22 protein-coding genes are annotated in these 20,545 nt (G+C 36.9%); all 22 read right to left on the bottom strand.

Translation table 11 applies throughout. The features are described from left to right. Positions 1–14: 14 nt before the first annotated feature. The 22 genes from BV902_RS02165 to BV902_RS02060 all read right to left on the bottom strand — a co-directional run bounded on the left by BV902_RS02165 (position 15) and on the right by BV902_RS02060 (position 20,544). The gene (locus BV902_RS02165) at positions 15–503 is read right to left on the bottom strand and encodes a hypothetical protein (protein ID WP_075990576.1); all 489 of its coding nucleotides are present in this window, start codon (positions 501–503) and stop codon (positions 15–17) included. A gap of 310 nt (positions 504–813) precedes the next feature. Next, positions 814–1,227 carry an adenylyltransferase/cytidyltransferase family protein gene (locus tag BV902_RS02160; RefSeq protein WP_075990575.1) on the bottom strand — a complete coding sequence of 138 codons (414 nt, stop codon included), beginning with the start codon at positions 1,225–1,227 and terminating at the stop codon, positions 814–816. A 130-nt stretch (positions 1,228–1,357) separates the two neighbouring features. Next, positions 1,358–1,816: an adenylyltransferase/cytidyltransferase family protein gene (locus BV902_RS02155; RefSeq protein ID WP_237241915.1), complete on the bottom strand. Its 459-nt coding sequence runs from the start codon at positions 1,814–1,816 to the stop codon at positions 1,358–1,360. A gap of 116 nt (positions 1,817–1,932) precedes the next feature. Further along, a complete protein-coding gene (locus BV902_RS02150; RefSeq protein ID WP_075990574.1) occupies positions 1,933–2,454 on the bottom strand; it encodes a 3'-5' exonuclease in 522 nt (173 codons plus the stop codon). Positions 2,455–2,635: 181 nt separating this feature from the next. Further along, on the bottom strand, positions 2,636–3,463 hold the full coding sequence (locus BV902_RS02145; RefSeq protein WP_075990573.1) for a glycosyltransferase: 828 nt from the start codon (positions 3,461–3,463) through the stop codon (positions 2,636–2,638). Between the two features lie 89 nt (positions 3,464–3,552). After that, positions 3,553–4,908 carry a glycosyl hydrolase family 28-related protein gene (locus tag BV902_RS02140; RefSeq protein ID WP_075990572.1) on the bottom strand — a complete coding sequence of 452 codons (1,356 nt, stop codon included), beginning with the start codon at positions 4,906–4,908 and terminating at the stop codon, positions 3,553–3,555. Beyond that, positions 4,872–5,954, bottom strand: coding sequence for a glycosyltransferase (locus BV902_RS02135; RefSeq protein ID WP_075990571.1), 1,083 nt, complete (start codon positions 5,952–5,954; stop codon positions 4,872–4,874). The genes BV902_RS02140 and BV902_RS02135 overlap by 37 nt, the downstream gene beginning before the upstream one ends. 19 nt (positions 5,955–5,973) lie before the next feature. Beyond that, entirely contained in the window at positions 5,974–6,441 is a 468-nt protein-coding gene (locus tag BV902_RS02130) for a hypothetical protein (protein ID WP_172840628.1), read from the bottom strand. Between the two features lie 137 nt (positions 6,442–6,578). Then, on the bottom strand, positions 6,579–6,866 hold the full coding sequence (locus tag BV902_RS27200; protein ID WP_157625846.1) for a hypothetical protein: 288 nt from the start codon (positions 6,864–6,866) through the stop codon (positions 6,579–6,581). 376 nt (positions 6,867–7,242) lie between these two features. Beyond that, a complete protein-coding gene (locus BV902_RS02120) occupies positions 7,243–8,232 on the bottom strand; it encodes a glycosyltransferase family 2 protein (RefSeq protein ID WP_075990568.1) in 990 nt (329 codons plus the stop codon). After that, entirely contained in the window at positions 8,216–9,202 is a 987-nt protein-coding gene (locus BV902_RS02115; RefSeq protein WP_075990567.1) for a hypothetical protein, read from the bottom strand. The genes BV902_RS02120 and BV902_RS02115 overlap by 17 nt, the downstream gene beginning before the upstream one ends. Before the next feature lies 1 nt (position 9,203). Further along, positions 9,204–10,208 carry a hypothetical protein gene (locus BV902_RS02110; protein WP_157625844.1) on the bottom strand — a complete coding sequence of 335 codons (1,005 nt, stop codon included), beginning with the start codon at positions 10,206–10,208 and terminating at the stop codon, positions 9,204–9,206. A 74-nt stretch (positions 10,209–10,282) separates the two neighbouring features. Further along, positions 10,283–11,752, bottom strand: coding sequence for a lipopolysaccharide biosynthesis protein (locus BV902_RS02105; protein ID WP_075990565.1), 1,470 nt, complete (start codon positions 11,750–11,752; stop codon positions 10,283–10,285). Beyond that, the gene (pseI, locus tag BV902_RS02100) at positions 11,742–12,797 is read right to left on the bottom strand and encodes a pseudaminic acid synthase (protein WP_075990564.1); all 1,056 of its coding nucleotides are present in this window, start codon (positions 12,795–12,797) and stop codon (positions 11,742–11,744) included. The genes BV902_RS02105 and pseI overlap by 11 nt, the downstream gene beginning before the upstream one ends. Next, positions 12,787–13,932, bottom strand: a complete 1,146-nt coding sequence (locus tag BV902_RS02095) for an ATP-grasp domain-containing protein (RefSeq protein ID WP_075990563.1) — start codon at positions 13,930–13,932, stop codon at positions 12,787–12,789. The genes pseI and BV902_RS02095 overlap by 11 nt, the downstream gene beginning before the upstream one ends. After that, complete coding sequence (locus BV902_RS02090; RefSeq protein WP_075990562.1) at positions 13,929–14,930, bottom strand: NAD-dependent epimerase/dehydratase family protein; 1,002 nt, start codon at positions 14,928–14,930, stop codon at positions 13,929–13,931. The genes BV902_RS02095 and BV902_RS02090 overlap by 4 nt, the downstream gene beginning before the upstream one ends. Next, positions 14,927–15,910, bottom strand: coding sequence for a glycosyltransferase (locus BV902_RS02085; RefSeq protein ID WP_075990561.1), 984 nt, complete (start codon positions 15,908–15,910; stop codon positions 14,927–14,929). The genes BV902_RS02090 and BV902_RS02085 overlap by 4 nt, the downstream gene beginning before the upstream one ends. A 1-nt stretch (position 15,911) precedes the next feature. Further along, positions 15,912–16,607, bottom strand: coding sequence for a pseudaminic acid cytidylyltransferase (pseF, locus tag BV902_RS02080; protein ID WP_075990560.1), 696 nt, complete (start codon positions 16,605–16,607; stop codon positions 15,912–15,914). 132 nt (positions 16,608–16,739) lie between these two features. Continuing rightward, complete coding sequence (locus BV902_RS02075; RefSeq protein ID WP_083663433.1) at positions 16,740–17,162, bottom strand: acyltransferase; 423 nt, start codon at positions 17,160–17,162, stop codon at positions 16,740–16,742. Between the two features lie 93 nt (positions 17,163–17,255). After that, positions 17,256–18,440, bottom strand: a complete 1,185-nt coding sequence (gene pseC / locus BV902_RS02070) for a UDP-4-amino-4,6-dideoxy-N-acetyl-beta-L-altrosamine transaminase (protein ID WP_075990559.1) — start codon at positions 18,438–18,440, stop codon at positions 17,256–17,258. Positions 18,441–18,442: 2 nt separating this feature from the next. After that, positions 18,443–19,456, bottom strand: coding sequence for a UDP-N-acetylglucosamine 4,6-dehydratase (inverting) (gene pseB, locus BV902_RS02065; protein ID WP_075990558.1), 1,014 nt, complete (start codon positions 19,454–19,456; stop codon positions 18,443–18,445). Between the two features lie 14 nt (positions 19,457–19,470). Further along, positions 19,471–20,544: a hypothetical protein gene (locus tag BV902_RS02060; RefSeq protein WP_075990557.1), complete on the bottom strand. Its 1,074-nt coding sequence runs from the start codon at positions 20,542–20,544 to the stop codon at positions 19,471–19,473. Between the last annotated feature and the right edge of the window lies 1 nt (position 20,545).

Below are 20,545 nucleotides of genomic sequence, written 5' to 3'. Positions count from 1 at the left end.
AGATTTAATGCTAATTATTTCGTTTGATTGGAGTTTTCATTCGATTGATAGGGCTCTCCTATCTTCAATACTGTGCTAAATGTCTTCGGCTTCCGATTGGCATAATTCAAAACACCGGCAATGCGTATCCCTTTTCCTTCCAATGCTGTTATTTCACCTTTCCTTCGCTGCAATTTAAATCGAACTGATACGTCTGAATCGCCTTTTTTGCTTTCAAAAGGCACCACCACAATCTGTTCCAGATTGACGACCAAAGCCGGATGATCTGGTTTGACCAATTTGATCACCATATTTTTAAGCTCGTTGTCTCTGGATTTCGTGCGAAAAACGAAGACACCACTTTTTGTCCGATAGTCGCCACTGTATTGCCCCGGCCTATCCTGAAACAGGTAGTTGACCTGCATCGAAACAGCTTCGTTAAATAGCTTTTCCCGTTGCCTTGATTGTAAAATAAAATAAATAATAAATAAAACGATAACTGAAACTGCTAAAATAAGTACCATAATAAAATAGATAATAGGACTAGGTGATATACAATCTTAGGATTGCATTAACTATATATCAAATTTAATTTAATGGAACTTTCAGAACTAAAATTTATAGGGGACAAATAAGGGACAATTGTATATCGCAATGAAAAACAGTGCTATACATTATTTTTAAAATAAGTAAATAGGGTATAATATCGACAAAATAAGATGCTAATAATTTGTGTGGGGATGTAAAATAAATATTTAAATCAGCTGTATCCCCAAATTAAGAATACAGCTGACAAAAAAGGCCTTTGCCTTCTAGTAAAAATTTTATCTTATTTTAAACTTGCTTCGAAGCAACAACTTTACGGAGCCCTTCACTGGAAAAGCGGTGCGTACGTTTATTATAATAGATTTCGACATTTTCTTCGATACAATAATGTCTTCCAGTGAAATCCTGATCGCGGTACTCTTCTCCAATAATTCGCATATCGATAGGTAAAGCCTTGATCATATCAATCAGATCCTGTTCCGTTTCGTAGGGTATAATCTCATCCACATAGCGACAACCCTCTAATTGAATATATCGCTCCACGATGGTCTGCGTAGGTTTAGCCTTTTCGGGAGATACCTCTGAAGGATCTGTATTGAGACCGACAATTAAGTAATCACAATGTCTTTTCGCTTCTTCAAGCATCATAATATGTCCGGCATGCAATAAATCAAAGACACCGAAGGTAATTCCAATTTTCATTTAATTATCTTTTAATGGTTAAAGAGAGCTAGCAGCTCGGTTTCATTGTAGATCTTTTATTCATCAGCGCATTTTCTCTTAAGACATTATAGTGCATTAAAAGACAACTGATGTGCGCCTCAAAAGAAGCTTATGGTGCAGTTACGGATTCTGAATTAGCCTCTGCCACAATTCGGCGTAATCCCGAACTTGAAAAGCGGTGATCCCGACTATTGAAATAGAGCTCAATACCTTTTTCCTCACAATATGCCCTTCCTGTGAAATTCTTCTCACGGTATTCATCTCCAACGATACGTACATCAATGTTAAATGAGCGGAGAATATCTTCGAGATCCTGCTCTGTGGCATATGGAACGATTTGGTCCACATACTTGCAACCTTTGAGCTGAATATAGCGTTCTACAACAGTCTGCGCTGGCTTATTCTTCTCGGGGCGATCCAATGTCGGATCAGTCTGAAGTCCACAAATCAAATAATCGCACTGCCTTTTGGCATCTTCGAGCATTTTAATATGCCCTGCATGTAGTAGGTCGAATGCACTGAAGGTAATACCTATACGCATTTCCTTGGCTGGGATTGTTATCATCATCAAAAATATGGATGTAAAATTTATTAATAAAACGGCTGTACAGCTAATCAAAGATATAAAAATATCCAACTTAGCGTACTTGATATACCGAATTTAAAATAGATTTAACGTAAAAATCATGCCAAAGAGGGAATGTCGGCGTGCCGTAAATATAATTGCGCACAAGCACGTGCGTCGGAAAGCGCTTCATGGTGGTTAAGTTCAATACCAAGTACTTCGCAGCAGGCATTTAAGCGAGCTGGTTTAAATCCTTTTCCTTGATAAATTTTGAAGGTGCATTCCCATTTTTCCATTAGCCCCAAATGATCGTAAGGCAAATTATAGTACCCCATTGTCTTACGTAGCACACCACGATCAAATAATTCATTATGGGCCACCATAATTCGATTATTAATAAGAGGGTAAATCCGCGGAAACAACTCCCTGAATGTGGGAGCCTGCGCAGTATCCTTAGGCCGAATACCATGCACACGGGTGGTCTGCCACATATACTGGTTGTTGGGAGGTTGTATCAATGAATAGAATTCTTCAACAATAATTCCCTGCTCTACGACGACCAAGCCGATTGCGCAGGCGGAGTTCTGATTCGCAGTAGCTGTCTCGAAATCTATCGCTGTAAAACTTAATTCTGATTGCATAATCACTCCTCCTAAATTCGCGGTAAAATTACTAATTTCGATTCAATTTATATGTATAACACTTCCGTTATAAGTCCTATTGCATTTGAGAAACAATATGATGACACACACACATTTCATAATGAAAATTTAATGTTTTAATGAAAAAGTCAAAAGATATTCCTCAATTTCTAAACGATCTTTACTTTCTAAAAAAAGTGTTATATATATACAGTACCATTTTGGGAGACAACAGTCGAATTGGAAATTTAAACAACTTGTATTTGAAGACTTGTAAAGCATTAAAAGCATTTATGGAACGGGCGTAAGCTAAAAATGCATTTTCTTTTTTTAAATAATGCAAACCACTTCTACGTTTAATAGTTTCAACTCCGTCTCCAACCCTAAAGTCGAGTAAGGTATCCTGGATATTATAAAACCTTGCACCTTTTTTCCATAAGGTAAGAAAAAGTGCATAATCTTCAAATAGCAATAAATCCTCCCTATAGCTGCCAGCCTTTAAAACAGCGGTTTTTCTCATCATAATCGATGGGTGATTAAAGGGATTGCGAAGATATATCGCATTTACGATTTCGTCATGATGTTCAGGAGAAATCTTAAATCTATTCAAATCACCAGGTATATTGTGAAATTCTTCTATATTGGTACCCAAAACGTCGACTTCAGTATGAGCAATCATAAACTCAATCTGCTTTTGAAATCTTTGTGGTCTGCTCATATCGTCAGTATCCATTCGTGCAACGAGCTCATGGCTGCAATGTTCGAGTCCAACCTTCAAAGCATGACCTAAGCCCTTATTCTCTGTTAGATTTATCAGATTCAAAAGCCCAGGATTTTTTTGAGCAAATTCATTGATGGTATCCTCCAACTGAGAAGTTAAAGGACCATCTTTTACTAAAACAATTTCGTCAGGAGGGCAAGTTTGCTCTACAATACTGGCTAAAGCGATTTCGAGATACTCAGGTTTCTCTCTAATATAAACCGACATTAAGACAGAAAATTTCATCATATCTTTTTAAATTATCTACAACTAATTCCTATGGAGTTAAAACTAATCTACTCCTAAAAACAACGCGGAAAACTGCATTTTTAAATTTATTACCTTACCTCTACGCCTTTGCTACCTTGGTTTTGAACACCAAAAGTCATTTTCCCAGACAAAATGTTAGTTTCATAGGTATTAGATAACGTACCATAGTCTAAAATCCCATATGAATATTCTTTGCCCATATAAGAAATTTCCAACTTATTGTCGCGATACACATTAGACCGTGAATAATAAGACACTATACCAAATCTCACTTTTCCTGCAACATTTTTTTTAAAAACATTATTAAAAGCGCCATAATATGTTCCGATACCTTCCGCAGCTCCAACTATATGATTATTGATAATTTGATTATTAAACGAAAGGGCATGAGCAAATATACCACCAAAATCCTTGCTCCGTCCCCCAATATTCTCTACATTATTATAACCAACCTCATTATTGTATGCACCCATTAATAAGATGACGGCACAGTCCCCTCCCTTATCCGAGTTGGTTCTCCGGAAAACCACTTTATTTCTCAAGACAGCATTTTCCGAAGAAAAATTTTCCACACAGATAGCATAGCCTCGCTCAGAATCAATATTATTGTCCTCAATCAAACATTTACTTGCATAATGAGACAACAAAATCCCTCCATAGCCCTTAATTGTAAGCTGGCTGATTGCGACCTTAAGTGGTTGCTCCAATAACAAGGCATACCCATCCGTCTTTCTGACTATCGCTAGTTTTTTAATGGCAACATTTGAAATCCCCGATCGCAGGGCAACTTTACTCCTCGCCGGCAGGTCAAAGGGAACTTTTGCATCCAAGAATAATGTATTTCCTTGAATACTTTTAATTTTAAAACTACCTCCTTTGGCAAAATCATCACCCTGAACGCCAGTCCACTTCGCTGATTGCGTCTTATCCTCCAGAATTGTCCAACTATCCAACCTGTTGTTGAACATGATAATATCATCACCAACCTTAAATAAACCTGAATCAACCACCTCAATACGCGCTCCCCCCTTATTCACAATTTGCTTAAGCTGTGTATACTTTTCCTTAGGCACCACTTCATTATTATAATTATTGGTATAATAGAAGTTAGGACTTCCATTTTTATATCCCCGAATACCTCCTTTATTAAATACAAGCTTAGAAGCCTCTCCTTCACCAATCAGCGAACTCCTGCTTGGCAGAAAAAGATCTTGACTGAAAAGGTAAGTCCCTTTAGGAACATAACAAACACATCCTTTTTCAACAGCGACACTTAAACATTTTTGAAAAGCTCCGGTATTATCCGCTAATTCCTCTGATGCTCCAAAACTTTTTACATTCAGCTCACATGCACAACCACTAAAAATACCTAGAAACAACGCTGAACCTACGAGCGAGAGAACTCTTTTAATAAAATTTCCCATTTTTCTATAACCCCTTCCGTGTAAAATTGATCAATTGAATTCCTGATTTTGTCGGGACTGGAACCTCCTGAACCGCTAAATATATCTACCAGTTTGCCGGCCGCTTTCTGCTCCTCCCCCTCCTCAACCAAAAATCCGTTAATGCCATTTTCAATGATATTTTTGGGACCGTAACCAACATCGTAAGAAATACAGTATATTCCCTTACTCATCGCTTCGAGCAAAACCATCGGAAAACCTTCAATCTCTGAAGTTAACAACAGGCATCTTACATCTTTTAACATCACATTAGGATCTTTTTCGCCTTCTACAATCGAAACAAATGATTGGATGTCATAGTCTTTAATAAGGGTCAACATATCATGCTTCAAATCCCCATAGCCATATAATTTCATTTTTACTCCTTTCTCGTAAAGGCGGCTCAAATAGAATATACGAAGTGCTCCCAATGGATTTTTCTCTTTTGAAAACCGGCCAATAAAAGCCACATCGTTCCCGAGATGATTCTTTTCAGTGATATCCCTTTCTATAAAATTGGGTATACATTTCGAAGTAATACCACTGTTTTTATAATATAATGTATCTTCTGGAGTCAAAGCTATCATACAATCTAACCTGCGTTTTAATAGATTAACAACAAAAGTAAGTCCATTTTTACTATAGGTAGTCGCCGTATGGTCACAGCCAAAAACTTTAAACCGTTGTTTAAATAAGCTAAAAAGAATGTTTATGGGCGCTGAAGTGGTAATAAAAATAGCATTATGTTGTGTCTTTACGAAATTCAATACCCTCCTATAGGACTTAGAAAAGAAAAATATTTTCTTAATCCCACTCAATTGCCTGGTGTCATAATATTTCAGGTTAAGACAGACCAGTTCCACATTATCATCTAATTTGTAAGCTGGTCTGGTTATTTGCCCCAGACTGAGCACGCACACTTTCCACCCCCGCCGGGCTAAGGCATTAGCCTGCATGCTGGTAATCTTCAAAACCCCTCCGATTTGACTTTCATCAAATGTATGTACAACAAAAACAACACTGACCATAAACTATTTTTCTGCCGGTTTAAATTTCACGAGAACGTTCTACAAAAGAAAAGCAAATATAAAATAACATAACTTGAATAATAGGCATAAAGAGTAAAACCTCTCCCTTATATTGAAGAACGATGGTATATAAAAGCAAACTAAGAAAAAACAGAAGCTTATTTACACTCGTAAAAGAAATCTCTTTTTTCATATCGGAAAAGATTCGCCCCAGTGGCTTGAGGAAATAAAACAGATGTCCAAACACAATAAACAAAAGCCCAAAAATACCATAAAACAATATATTCCTCATTATACCGGCATCGGTATGCATATAATAAGCGCCATCTTTCCCAGTGTAGATACCATCACCAAATAAAAATGTTTGCCAAGAGATAGGAAAATACATTTCGTCTAGTATTTCTCCTGACTTTGTACCAGTTTCTCCCGTATCGATATAATTGTAAACCGCTTCAAAAGCAAATGGAAGCAGCTGATTCTCCACCATATCTTTCGTCTCTAAAGGCAATAGAATATTGTATAAAAGAAAAGACGAAACAGCTACAATTAATATAAGCCGAAGAAAACTTATTCCTTTTTTAAATCGAGATCCAAAAGAAAAGAAATACAAAACCAGGGCTATCCCTAAGCCGACAAAAGCCGTTCTTCCAGCAAAAAAGCTTCCAACAAAAAGAACGATAAAAAAAAAATGAATTTTTTAATGAAAAAAAATTTCCTGCGGCTACTATTGATTGTAATACTAAAAGTAAATACGATAAATATTAATCCAAAGCCTGCTGCTAAATCAAAAAAAGGATTACCTGTTAAAGCTAAAGCACGAATTCCACCCATATCTTTCTGCGAGACAAGATCCTTTTGAAAAAAAGAAACAATACTTTTTATGGAAGGATTAACAAAGGCAGCAATTTCCACGCATGACTGAACGAAAAAGACACTGATCAACAAGGATAAGATATAAATAAATCTCTTCTCTTCCGCTACACCCTTAACCAATATCGGGTACAAGTAGACCGAAACAAGAAATAAAAACAAGACAAGAACGTAAGCTTTGATTATTGTAAAATCAAGTGTCAGATGAACCAACCCTGGGACAAAGCCCATAAAATTCATTAATAAAAATATGATTAACAGCCGTACAACAAATTTATTTCTGACAATGTCATATAACGCGGTAATTTCCTTGGGGTTCGACAAATAGAAAAAAGTAGCTATAAAAACGGCAAGTATAGCCGAATTATACACGATTGGTATCGGAAAATTGAATACGACCAAAAACAATAAAAATACCTTAAGAAAATACATTTTTTATTCTTTTGTAACAAATACTAATCATCCCCAAGTATGTATAAGATGTACTGAGATAAAGCATAAAATTTCTCAAAGAATGCCGAGACAATATAAAAGTGGCAAACCACCTTTCCGCTAAACGCATCTTTACCGAAGGTGTAGTTTTCTCTACTACTTTATCATAAACTGTCTTTAATAGAGAAGGCTCTATCGAAGAAAAATTATATTTATACATGGAATACGTATACTGGTCGATCTCATCCGAGTTCAAATCAATATCATTAATCTCAAAAAGCGAAGAATGAACACGTTTTAAAGCGTTATGTCTACCTCGATGATCTGATTGGGATTTCCTGGTTTCACTGCTATTTAAAACTCTATATTTTATCAATTTTTCAGGGAGGTTATGAAACTTGGTAAGCTTACTTAATTTGACCCATAAGGCGTAATCTTCTACCTGATAGAAATCAGCATCATAGATTGGCATTAAACTTTTCCTCATCATGATCGATGGATGTATAAAAGGAGAATCAAAAAAAAGTTCTTCCTTTATTTGGAGATCCAAGACTGGTTTACAGAATTTTCCCGTAATTAAATTATCATGCAAATACTCCCCAAAAGTACCAACAACGCCACAATCAGGATTTGCTTCAAGATATTCAACTTGTTTGCCTAACCGTAATGGCATAGAAACATCGTCAGCATCCATCCGTGCTATATACGCTCCTTTTGCTAACGCAATACCTTTATTCAATGTTTCTATCAACTTCAGATTTGTCGAGTTTCTACTGTAAATGATACGACTATCTTCCAATTCAAGTCGCCTCAGAATATCTCCTGTTTTATCCACTGAGCAGTCATCTAAGACGATGATCTCCAAATTTGAATAAGATTGCGTCATGATAGACCGGACGGCCTCTTCGACAAAGGCTTCAGCATTATAACATGGAACAATTACTGAAACAAGGGGATTGTTATCTTCTTTCCGCATATTCAAATCCAAAAAGTTTCCCAATAAACTGTCGCTGCTCTCCAGTGATTAGATCAAAAGAACTATCTTTAAATAAATCCATTATATGCGACTTTACATCCAAGAGGCTTTCTCTGTCGGCTAAACTACGTTGAGTAGCTTCCTCTATATTTTTTTTTTCAATATCGATCTGAACCTTTTGCTCTATTATCTTTAAAGGCTTATTCATAAAAATCGAATACCCCACATGTGTACCTACTGAATTTGTCAAAACATGATCTGATAAATAAAAAATAGTCTTTAATCTATCCAAGAAAAAAATATCATTCGAATGTCCTGCTGAAACGATCTTAAAGCCCTTTTTGGCATACTCGACATGCTTATTCATCAGGATATCATGCCAATAAAAACACATTACAACGTTATCGAATTCAGAAATAATCGATTTAATGCAGTCTATAATGGGATTGCTAGAATAGCTCATATGCACTCCAGCTATAGAATGCTGCGGAAAAACCAGCAAAACTTTCCCAAGGCTATTCTTTAACTTCATTAACTCATCTTCGCCCAAAATATAATCTGCATAATGTATATAAGGACCTACACAAATAACATCCTTTTTAATCCTTTTCTGTATGATATCTTTTCTATAGTCAGAAAAAGTAACAACATGATTTGTCCATGAATTCAAATGAAAATCTTGAACGAGCGAACCAAATATAAATCCGTGTTCAATACCAGCATTGCTAAAATCTATTTTGGATTTATAATTCAACAACTTATATCCATTGCCATATAAGTTATTTTCAGGTATTAAGAACCTTTTGTTAGTGGGTATTGAATCTGTTAAAGCGTCATAGTCAAAAAGCGAAATCCCTCTACGGGATTCACAGATTCTCTCGACGAGTCTATTTTGACTAAAATTTAGAAGACTATTTAATCTATTTACACTTTTAAACTTTTGCTTCGCTTTATCAATAACTGCTCTCATTCTAAAAATTTATCTTAATCTTTGATAAATATATAGCCGCCTTATTCTCTCCGGTCGTACTATAATAAGACATTACCAAGATATCCTTATCCATGACCATCCCGGGATATCCTGTATCACCTTGGCTATCTAATACCGCTGCTCTAATAATCTCATTTGAAGCAAGATCATATTTTAACAATACTGTTCTATTATAGGCAGCACTATTTCCTTGCCCAATATTTTCGCGACCAGCGATCAACAATGTATTTTTATATTTCAAAAAATTAGGACCACCAAACTCTTCAATTGGAAAGGACTTCCATTTTATATTACACAAATCGGTCAGATCCTCCACTATTCCAATATATAAGTTTTCCTTTGACCTGACAACAATATATCCCTTACCATCATAAAATCTGATTACAGACTCAGTCAAAGAAGTTCCTAAATGATTAAAGTTACACAAAACTTTAAATGATGGTGCGAAGGAAACCCCATACAGGTTTAAAATGTTTGTTGTGCTATTATATCCAATAGTATAATAGGAATCGCCGTCTCTTTCAATCTTCCATGGCCAAAATCCAACATTTTGCTTTAGGATCGGTTCCTTTCTTTCTCGATCTAAATCAAAAAGTAGAAAACTTCGATCTAAAAGATAACCCGTTGCAGAATATAAGAACCCAACACAACTAACAACCAGCTTACCATTAGGATCAATAAGAAATTTAGGGTCTCTCAAATCGTGAGACAAGTACTTAAATTCCTTTACCCTATCCCAAACTTTCAGATCGTCGGATTTTAATACGACAACTGTCCCATCCCTGGAACCACCATGGTCGCTTCCATTTCTAAAAACTAAAAAGTATGCCCCATTATGACGGACGAGATCGGTAAAGGCACAATGAAGAGAATTATCAAAAATTTTTTCCTGTGTCAATACATTGACCTGATTAAAGCCATTCTCGATTTGTCCAAAATCATACTTATTCTTATTGCACCCGAACAAGATAAATAAAAGTAGCATATTAAACCATTTCATAAAATCTACTTCGCTAATTCAAGAAAAAATAGCATCATATTAAAAAATACTTGCATAATCTATTTTAAAGAAAATATACTCGGATCCAAAATTAAGCGCTTTATCATCCGCGCGACCTGTTTAAAGTTATTGATATTAAGAACGATAAACACCAGGGTTGAAAAACTATAAAAATAATTGGGACAATTCAAAAATATAAAGATTAAACTTAACATATAGGGCAATAAAAGCTTGGCATTAAATGTAAAGTTAAGCAATTGTCGGAAATTTAACTTATCACCAATGAGACTTGATCCAAAATAATTAATCCCAAAAATATAAACAAGATAGGCTAAACCAGTCGATAGAATAACATATTCAAATCTGACATGCCATACAACAACAAGTAAATAGTTACAGGCCAAATTCAATAACAAACAGCTAAACGCAATCAGCCCCAAGCTTCGCTCCTTCCCTTTTGCTATAATAAATCCTGAAATACCGAAGGCATTTGTCGTCAAAATAATGGTCAATATCAAAAGCCGAAATGCATTCTGACTATCCGCATATTTGGGAAATAGATATAAAAATAAAGGAAACAGTGCGATGGCCATATGAGCCAGCAGGTGGGTGCAAGTTGTATAACAGGATCTAATATAGCCCAGCTCGGTAACAACCTTACTTTTATCCATCTTTGAAAACCGATTGAGTATTTTAGGATAAATAACATAATTTACCGAATCCAATAATAACAATAATGTATTTGCCAAAGTAAAAGCAAAAGTAAAGTAACCAAACTCTTCTACCGCATAATAAGTGCTTACAAACGACCGGCTGGCGAGCATCATAAAATAAAATGAGGAGTTATAAAAAAACATATATAATCCCTTAATACCGATACGTTTCAACCAATAGGTATTCATCGAGAATTTTATCTTGAATGGCATGCCTATCAAAAACAAGATAACCGAAAAAATAGCCGAAGCAACTTGTATCAATACTAAAATATCTAAAAGATATGCTCCTTTATATTGCCAAACCACCAATAAAGTAAGGAATACCGACAAGGATTGGCTTAATGCAATTTTTAGAAATTTCCCGTAGATACGATATATATTAGAAAAGAAAATAATCAGATGATTCATAATCCCAGCGACCAATAAAGGTATATACAGGGTAGAGAAATGATATTTTTCAGCAAAATCAAATGCAAACAATCGAAATACCAGAGCCACTAGAATCAAAACACCAAATAGCACAAATAATAGATTCAAGGTATTGGCCGCTATTTTTCCCCGTAATTTTTCATTCGAAAACTTCAGTGAAAGATAGTTATTGCTAGACTGTTGAATACCAAAATTTAAAAACGCTATATATTGCAGAGACAAACTAAAAAAGCCCCATATACCAAGGTAGTAGGGTCCTAGATTACTAGCTAAAAACAAGGAGTTTAGAAATTGAAGAAAAAATGTAAAATATCTGCTAAATAGATACAGAACAACATTATTTCTAAATACCGCAGTAATTATTTGCTTAAATTTATTTATCATTTTCGATTAACATATTCCAATCCAACGGTGTTCCCTTCTTAACCGAGTATTTTACTTTGCGTCCCAGGAGATCTTTCATGTATTTAGGAGCTAACCCATGACCGGGCCGAACAACGCGCATATTGTGTATGGACAGCTCCTCGCCGGCCAATATATCTGCTGCAACGAAAATAGACCTTCTTCTCAACTTATTTTTTTCACTTAAGTCAAGAAGGGGCTTCCCAATAGATTTTGCAGCCATCCGGGCATAATCAACCATTTCCTTGAATTCGTCCGGTTCCATCGAAAATTGAGAATCAATGCCTCCCAAATCGCGCGATAATATGATGTGTTTTTCAATCACCTGCCCGCCCATCGCAACAGCTACAGTTGGGACTATATTGCCCATAGTATGATCTGATACCCCTACGACAACATCAAATTTTTCCCTCAGCATCGGTATTGTCGAGAGATTCGCCATGTCTATTGGTGCAGGATATTCAGAGGTACATTTCAATAAGATAACCTGATCATTACCGACGGATAAACATGTTTCAATAGCTAGTTCCACATCCTCCAACCCTGCCATACCGGTAGAGATAATAACGGGTTTGCCTTTACTCGCTGCAGACCTGATAAGATCAATGTCTGTAATCTCAGCCGAGGCGATTTTATACATCGGCACATCCAGACTTTCCAAAAATTCGACACAATTCGAATCAAAAGGAGATGAAAAGAAAAATAAGCCTAAGGATTCTGCATGTTTCTTTAATTTCTCATGCCATTCGAAGGGCAGCATTCCCACTTGGTATAGATCATAAGGACGTTTTCCTTTCCAAAGACCATCTTTTCTAGGCCCGAAATATTCATTATCCACATCCAACGTAAGTGAATCCGGTGTAAAAGTCTGCACTTTAACGGCATCTGCTCCCGTTGCTGCGATAGCATCAATAGTTCTTATCGCTAAATCGAACTCATTATTATGGTTGGCAGATAATTCCGCAATAATGAACAGCTCCCCATTTTCTTTGAACTGCGTGTAATCGAATTTTTTTCTATTTTCCATCTAATATCTCAATTAACCTTTCTTTATTTTTATCACAAGCTATAAAATAGCCCAGCCGATCTAATGAACTTTGTAAGGGTGCATCTTTGTACGCTTCAATAGTAAATCTAGAAATTGAAGCATGAGAAGATTGCTGTAAATAAGCCGCCAAACGATGGTAATTGCTCCGATCTAAAAATTTAATACCGGCATACCTATCTATCGACCTTTCGATCCGCAATTCTTGACCCATAGCAATTTTGATAAGCCCCTCCAATAGATCAATACCTGTCGCCAGCGGGATTAAATCTGAGGCGATAAAATCTCCCCCAGGTCTACCTGCACATTCAATTAAATAAATCTGATTATTAAATAACTTAAACTCCAGATGTAATGCACTATTGTCGATTTGAAAAGCCTGTACTACTGAATCCGCAAAATGCACAACACGTTCCTGTAAGGACGCCTCAAAAACAACCGAACAGACATGGCCTATTTCTACCGGGAAAAGCATACCCTCGGCTTCTTCCAAAAATTTTTCTGTTATTCCCAATACATGTAACCGGCCCTGCTGTACTAATCCTTCTATACTATATTCTTTTCCCTCAATAAATTCTTCTATCAAAAATTCATCGGTCCGGCTATAACGTTTTGCCTGCACAAAGGCATCTGCTAAAGCAGATTCTTCATAGACAATCGTAATACCTCTACTGGCAGACGAGTCCAATGGTTTTACAATGACGGGGTAACTGAAAGGAACAGTATAAGCTGATAAATGATTAAAATTTAGCTTAACAAACTGTGGACACTTAATACCAAATTGAAGGGCCAATTTGCGCTGTAAATATTTATTTGTACATACTTCAGCAGCAAATGGGCTTATCCCGATCAAATTGAGTTTCTCACATAGCATCGCCACCACATTAACCGGATAATCTGAAGTTGTAATAACTGCATCTACCTGATGTTCAATAGCAATCTGTAATGCAGATTCAGCATCTAAAGTTGAAATAACAAAGCTATAATCTGCCAGCTTCATGCCCGGAGCTTCAGCACTTCCATCTAATACAAGGACAACATATCCCAAGCGCTTAGCTTTTTCTATGATGGGTACCTGAATCATACCAGCCCCAAGTATCAGAATTTTTTCTTTCATGATTTTATCCTGGAATTAATTAAAAAATCAAATTTCTTACTCGTCATTTCCGCTTTATAGTCTTCCAAAAGCCTGGTAAATGGCACATATTGGGGCAAATAACCAAAGTCTTTCGTTGCTTTTGAAATATCAAAAATATAACTTGAACTGCTGTTTGGCTTATCTGTATTTAAGCTAATGTTAGATTTTCTGTCGCTTGGCCCAAATACCGCGACAATATTTTCAACCTGTTCGACCAATGAAGTGGATATACCTGAAGTAATATTATAAACTCCTCGTGCATTTTTAGTAGCAATTGCTTTCACAAATGCCTGAACAACATCCTTGACATAAACAACATCTCTGGAAGCGGTGTAATCACCAAATATTTCAATATCTTCAGCCTCCATGGCCTTTTCTAAAAATACCTGAAATCCGGATTTATAATATTTGCCGTCCACGTAAATGACAGCGTGGGGGCCATAGCCATATACAGGCGGCAATCTAAAAACGCTGCCGTTGATCCCATATTCTTCACTATAATGTACGATTAGATCCGTTGCTGCATTTTTTGAAATCGAATAGACAGCATGATCTCCTTTAAACATCGCTTCGCGTGGTGCATCCGAGTCAATTGGGGTATCCTTCACCCATAATGTCCGCACATCAGAATAGGATGTTGTTGAAATAACTGTATCAATATGATTCGTGCGGCAAAACTCCAGCACATTCAATGTTCCCGTAATATTAATATCAATATAATCCTGAGGATCGTAGTCCTGTACATTTGCCGGCAAATGTGCCCCTAAAAGAACAACTGCTTCAATCCCCGTGCTAGGCAATTGCTCAAATGATGAACGGTCACTCAGATCCAAATAACATGAATCTATTCCAATATTTTTATAATGGTCCAATACCGCCTTATTGCGCCCGGTAACAAAGACCTTTTTTCCGTTTTTTAACAACTCATCGACTAAATAGGCACCTATAAAGCCTGTGCCACCTATAACTATAATCATTTCTTCAAATTTAATATCGTTTCTACTATTTCTTTTTTCCCGATGCCGACTTCCAAATCCGCTATCCCTTTACAAAAACATTCATAATTTCCATAAACGGCCAACATAAGCTCTACAACGGAAGGAACTTCTTCATAATCAAACGTGTTAAAAAAATTGCCAAACACATCTTTCTGTGCATCATTTTGAAAAAATGCTACCGAAGGAATTCCCAAATAGAGACCTTCAAAAAAAGAGGTCCCTGCTGATGTAAATAAGAAATCGCTCGAAAGCATAACTTCATTGACGTTAGTAATATTTTTTAATATACGAACATTCTCCATCGAACTAAATCTTGCTAAACTAGCTTCATTGCTATATGCTGCACCAGTAACAACAGTAAACTTTAAATGCTTTACACGATCATCTGCCAATAAATCATTTAAAATTTTAAAACTCAAATTGGCCTGATCACTACCTCCAAAAAGGAGCAAAATTTTTTTTATCGCATTCGAATATTGATATCCCTGAAATTCAAATTCATCTCGTAATGTCAGATATTTTGGCCCTTTTAAGTAATGCGTATGATAACGATCAATATAATTTTCATTGCGGAACTGCACTGTCGAGATAATTGCATTTATAACAAGATCCGACACATGATTTGCTTCGTTATTATTTCCGAAAAGAACAACCTGAACTGGGTACCTCGCTTTTATGGTTTTGATAAATAGAATATCTATATTTAAAACATCAACAATTAATACCGCTAAATTTAGCGGCTGCAAAGCGTTGGATACACCGTTTAGATCAGCTTCCTTGATGACATGAGCAAAACCATGATGCTGAATTAATTCACAAATGGACTCATCACTTGTCGTTATAAAATAGACCTGGATATAAGATTCTTTCATTAAGGATTTAGCCAATGAAATCATACGATACACATTGCCCAATCCTAAATAATGTCCCCCCTCTACATATATTCCAATATTCATCATGTCACGAATTTGTTGATCTTAATTTCATTTTCAATTCAGCTATCATCCAGTCGGATTCATTATCAATATCCTGTACATCCATTTCGGACAGTATCAGAGGAACAGCACTATCACTCATAATCCCCGCTCTAGTGTGAAATCCATTGACTAAGAAAAAATAAAACTGCCCCGCATCATGATAGCTCGGCTCAAGATCCTGGCTCCTCATTAAGCGTTGATCAGGATACTTATAGGCGAGTTTCCGGGAAGAGTTAATTAGTAAGCTCCTTTGGATAGGAAAACTATAAGCAACCACAGTCATCACCAGATCACCAGCACCTTCAAGGAGCAAATCGTTCGCCCGAATTAGATTACCAGCATCAATCAACGGAGCCGTGGGATAAATACAGCAACAAGCATCAAAGTAAACCCCTAAGCCGGCATATGCTGCTAGGACTTCTTTAATAACTGCAGTGGTACTAGCATAATCATCAGAATTTTCAGGAGATCTAAGAAAAGGTGTCTTGGCACCATATTGACGAGCTATTGCTGCGATTTCTGCATCATCTGTTGACACCATGACTTCGGTAAACAATCCTGAATTTACAGCCGCTTCAATTGAATAAGCCATAATAGGTTTTCCCAAAAAATTCTTTATATTTTTTCTAGGAATTCGTTTACTTCCGCCACGCGCAGGAATAATACAAATATTTTTCATCCGTTTAAAGTATTTATAAGTGTTAGTCTCATGGGTATCAATGAGCTTGTATCACTCGGTTTGTCTCTCATTCGTGATGAAGCGATCAGATTTTATTCATTCCCTCACGCGTTTGAATAAATCATAATGGTTTCAAGTGAGCATTTTGATTACCTTAGCAGGCACACCACCGACAACACAAAAATCAGGGACATTTTTCGTCACTACAGCTCCAGCTGCAACTACGCTATTGCGCCCAATTGTTACTCCGTCCATAATGATCGCATTTGCGCCAATCCATGCACCGCTCTTAACATGAATATCACTTGAGTTACCTCCTTGAAGTCGAATCGGTTTTAGAATATCTTCAAAATTATGCTGGTTGGTTGTGATAAATACACCGGGAGCAATCAACACGTCATCTTCGATAATCACTTGGGCATCTTTACCAGCATGTATCTGAGTAAATGGACGTAAGGTAACATTATTGCCAATAAGAATATTTTTGCCGCCAACAATGCTTACATAAGGTCGTATCTGGAAATTCGTCCCGACCCGACCAAATTTACCCAGCAAAAAAAAAATTTGTCAGAAACCTAAAATGAAGCATCCAATGTGTAAGTCCAATGTCAGGCCCAATTCTATCACCCCAAATTGCTAACTTAACATTCATTTGTAATACCCTTTAATCTCCTCAATAACATATTCCTGTTCTGCTTCTGTTAAAGTTGGATACATCGGAAGGCTAATACAATGTTTATAATACTGTTCAGCCTGCAGACGATCTCCCTCTTTCCATCCAAACTCACGATAATATGGCATTAAATGACAAGGAATATAATGTATCTGTGCAAATATATTTTTGGTTCTCAAGAAATTATATAGCCCTAATCGGTCTTCTACCTCTAAAATATACAGATGATAAGCATGGCCCTCAATAGAACCAGACTGTCCTTTTATATAAGGTAAATCCGCAAATGCAGCCTGATAACGGTCTGCAATCATCCTTCTGATGGCAATGCCTTCATCAGCTCGTTTTAATTGGCTATTACCTAATGCCGCTTGAAAATCTGTAATACGGTAATTATAACCAAGTGTCTGCATTTCCATATACCACAACGGATAGGATTCATCACCACCTGCAAAGGCCACCGTATTTTCGTAAAGATCATTGTCTTTTACAATACCATGTGTCCGTAATGTTAATAATTTCTTATATAACGTTTCATCATTCGTTGTTATCATCCCTCCTTCACCGGATGCAATATGTTTTACAGGGTGGAATGAAAAGATCGCCAAGTCTGCATGGTTGCCGTTTCCACAAAATTGCTTTTCACCATGTGAATCAACAAAAAATCCACCCGGCGCATGACAAGCATCTTCAATAATCCAAAGATCATATTCGTTAGCAAGTTTTCTGTATTCTTCCAAATTGACCGCGCGCCCTGCAAAATCAACTGGAATTATTCCTTTATAAGTCCCTTTTGGAGATTCTTTCAATAGTGTCCTAACAGAATCTATATTCAATAAATAAGTTTTTGGATCAATATCACCAAAAATAACTTCTCCGCCACAATAACGAACGCAATTGGCCGAAGCAGCGAAGGTAATCGGAGTGGTAATTACCTTATCTCCCTTGTTCACGTCTAAAGCCAGAGCACATAGATGCAATGCAGCGGTACCATTAGCGACCGCGACTGCATATTTGGCTCCTACATAAGATGCGAAATTATCTTCAAATTCTTTGATCTTGGGACCTTGTGTTAAATAATCAGATTTTAGGGTATCAATAACGACCTGAATATCTTCCTCTGTGATATGCTGTCTGCCGTATGGAATAACTTGATTGGACATAATTATAGCTCAAAAGATGGATCAACATGCTCTTTAATTAACGTGCGTAAGCTGTCAACAGTTTCCCACACGGTATTAGCACCAGAAGTATAAGCAAATCCTTCTTCTACTTTGCTGCCCTGGAAAGCTTCAAGAAAATCGGATAATTTCCATTTCGGAACTGCTGGTAAAATGGTGTAATATTTTCCTAAATCGTAGGTATAAAATGAATCCGAGGGCGTGATCATTTCTTCATGAATCTTTTCTCCCGGTCTAATACCAATAACGCGATGCTCACATTCCGGAGCAACAGCTTCCGCAACATCTGTAATACGATATGACGGAATTTTTGGTATAAAAATTTCCCCACCCCATGCTTGAAATAAGGCATGCATCACCATGTCCACACCGCCCTGTAACGAGATATTAAAGCGGGTCATATGTGGATCTGTTATTGGAAGAACACCTTCTTTTTTCTTATTCATAAAAAAAGGTATTACAGACCCATTTGATCCCATGACATTGCCATATCGCACGACAGAAAATCTAATTGGATTGTTGCCGCGTATATTATTTGCGGCAACAAATAGTTTATCGGAAGCCAACTTAGTCGCTCCATATAAATTAATTGGTGCACAGGCTTTATCCGTCGATAAAGCAACAACACGTTCAACCTCAGTTTCCAAACAAGCATCAATCACATTCTGAGCCCCGTGAATGTTTGTCTTGACACATTCATCGGGATTATATTCGGCAATATGAACATGCTTCATCGCTGCGGCATGAATAACATAATCAATCCCTTTCATTGCTCTTACGAGCCGTTTCTTGTCCCGCACATCTCCGATAAAGAAACGAATTTGAGGGTATTGATCATTAGGGTATTCCTGTGCCATTTGAAACTGTTTCTGTTCATCTCGCGAGAATATCACCAATCGCTTCACTTCAGGATAATTGCTCGTAATATGTTTTACCAATGCTTTGCCAAGCGATCCCGTCCCCCCTGTGATCAGTATCGATTTATTATCTAAATTCATTATTTAGTATTTCGTTAATTTTTTAAAATTTCAGTATACCACCTTTTAATAACTAACACAACAAATGTTAAGAATGCGGCTGCGAATGCAAAAATTATAGCAGTTTTTAACCCACTGGGCCGTTCTACTAAAAGCGGAAAAATAGGTTCATCAACTTTCTGTATCAATGGCGACTCTTTCATTAAGGCCATTTTAGATAATTCTAAATTCTGCACCATCTGCCCTAGAATCACTTTATTTGTTTCTGCAGAAAATTGTGAGCGCTGTGTAGGAATCAGACGCTGAGCCTGCCTAGTCGGATTTAGATTAGGAGTAACATCGATTGTCACTGCACTCGTCGCAATATTCCCATTCATAACCGACCGAACAGAATCTGTTTTTTGCTGTAGAATAGCAATATTATCCAATGATTTTTTCGTCTTTGTCTTTACATAAAAATCATTGACCTGAGCCACCAGCGCCTCGTTAAATTCTTTTGAAAAAATCTCGTCTGTCGAATTGACATCAACCTTGATCAAAGAAGATTTTTTATCAAGTTTACCGACTGCTAAATAATCTTTGTTGATATCCAGCACTGCTTTTTGTAATAAACTATCACGGCTTCGGATCAGCTGTGCTGGCACAGTTTTTTTTAAGTCAAGTTCAAGAAGAGCTGGTTGCTGGGCTTTCCAACGTTTACGTGCATCGATCATAGTCAAATAACGATCCCAGATAAGCATAGAACTATCGCTCGGCGATGGCAACAATAACGTCGCCTCGATCATCTTTCGCGACTTGTACAACTCAAAAAGATTGTCTCCTTGAAAAATATCACCACCAGATGAGCCCAAGTTCACGCCTGCGAGTGCCGCCAGGCCTGCAATCTGTCCACCAGAATTACCTCCTCCTTCTCCAGATTCCAATACAAATGTCGTGCTCGCCGTATAGGTCGGCTTTTGGGATTTGGCATAGAAGTAGCCGATACTTCCTCCAATTAAAACGGCAATGATAAAAAAGTACCACTTGGAAAGGATATACCGCATCCAACCTTTAAAACCAAGGAGAAGATCCCTAAAGCTTATCACTTCTTCATTATTCTTTCTATCCATA

Source organism: Sphingobacterium sp. B29 (assembly GCF_001952815.1).
Taxonomy (GTDB): Bacteria; Bacteroidota; Bacteroidia; order Sphingobacteriales; family Sphingobacteriaceae; genus Sphingobacterium; species Sphingobacterium siyangense.
Note: the sequence above shows the minus strand (reverse complement) of the source record. Positions and strands in the feature narration are given on the sequence as shown.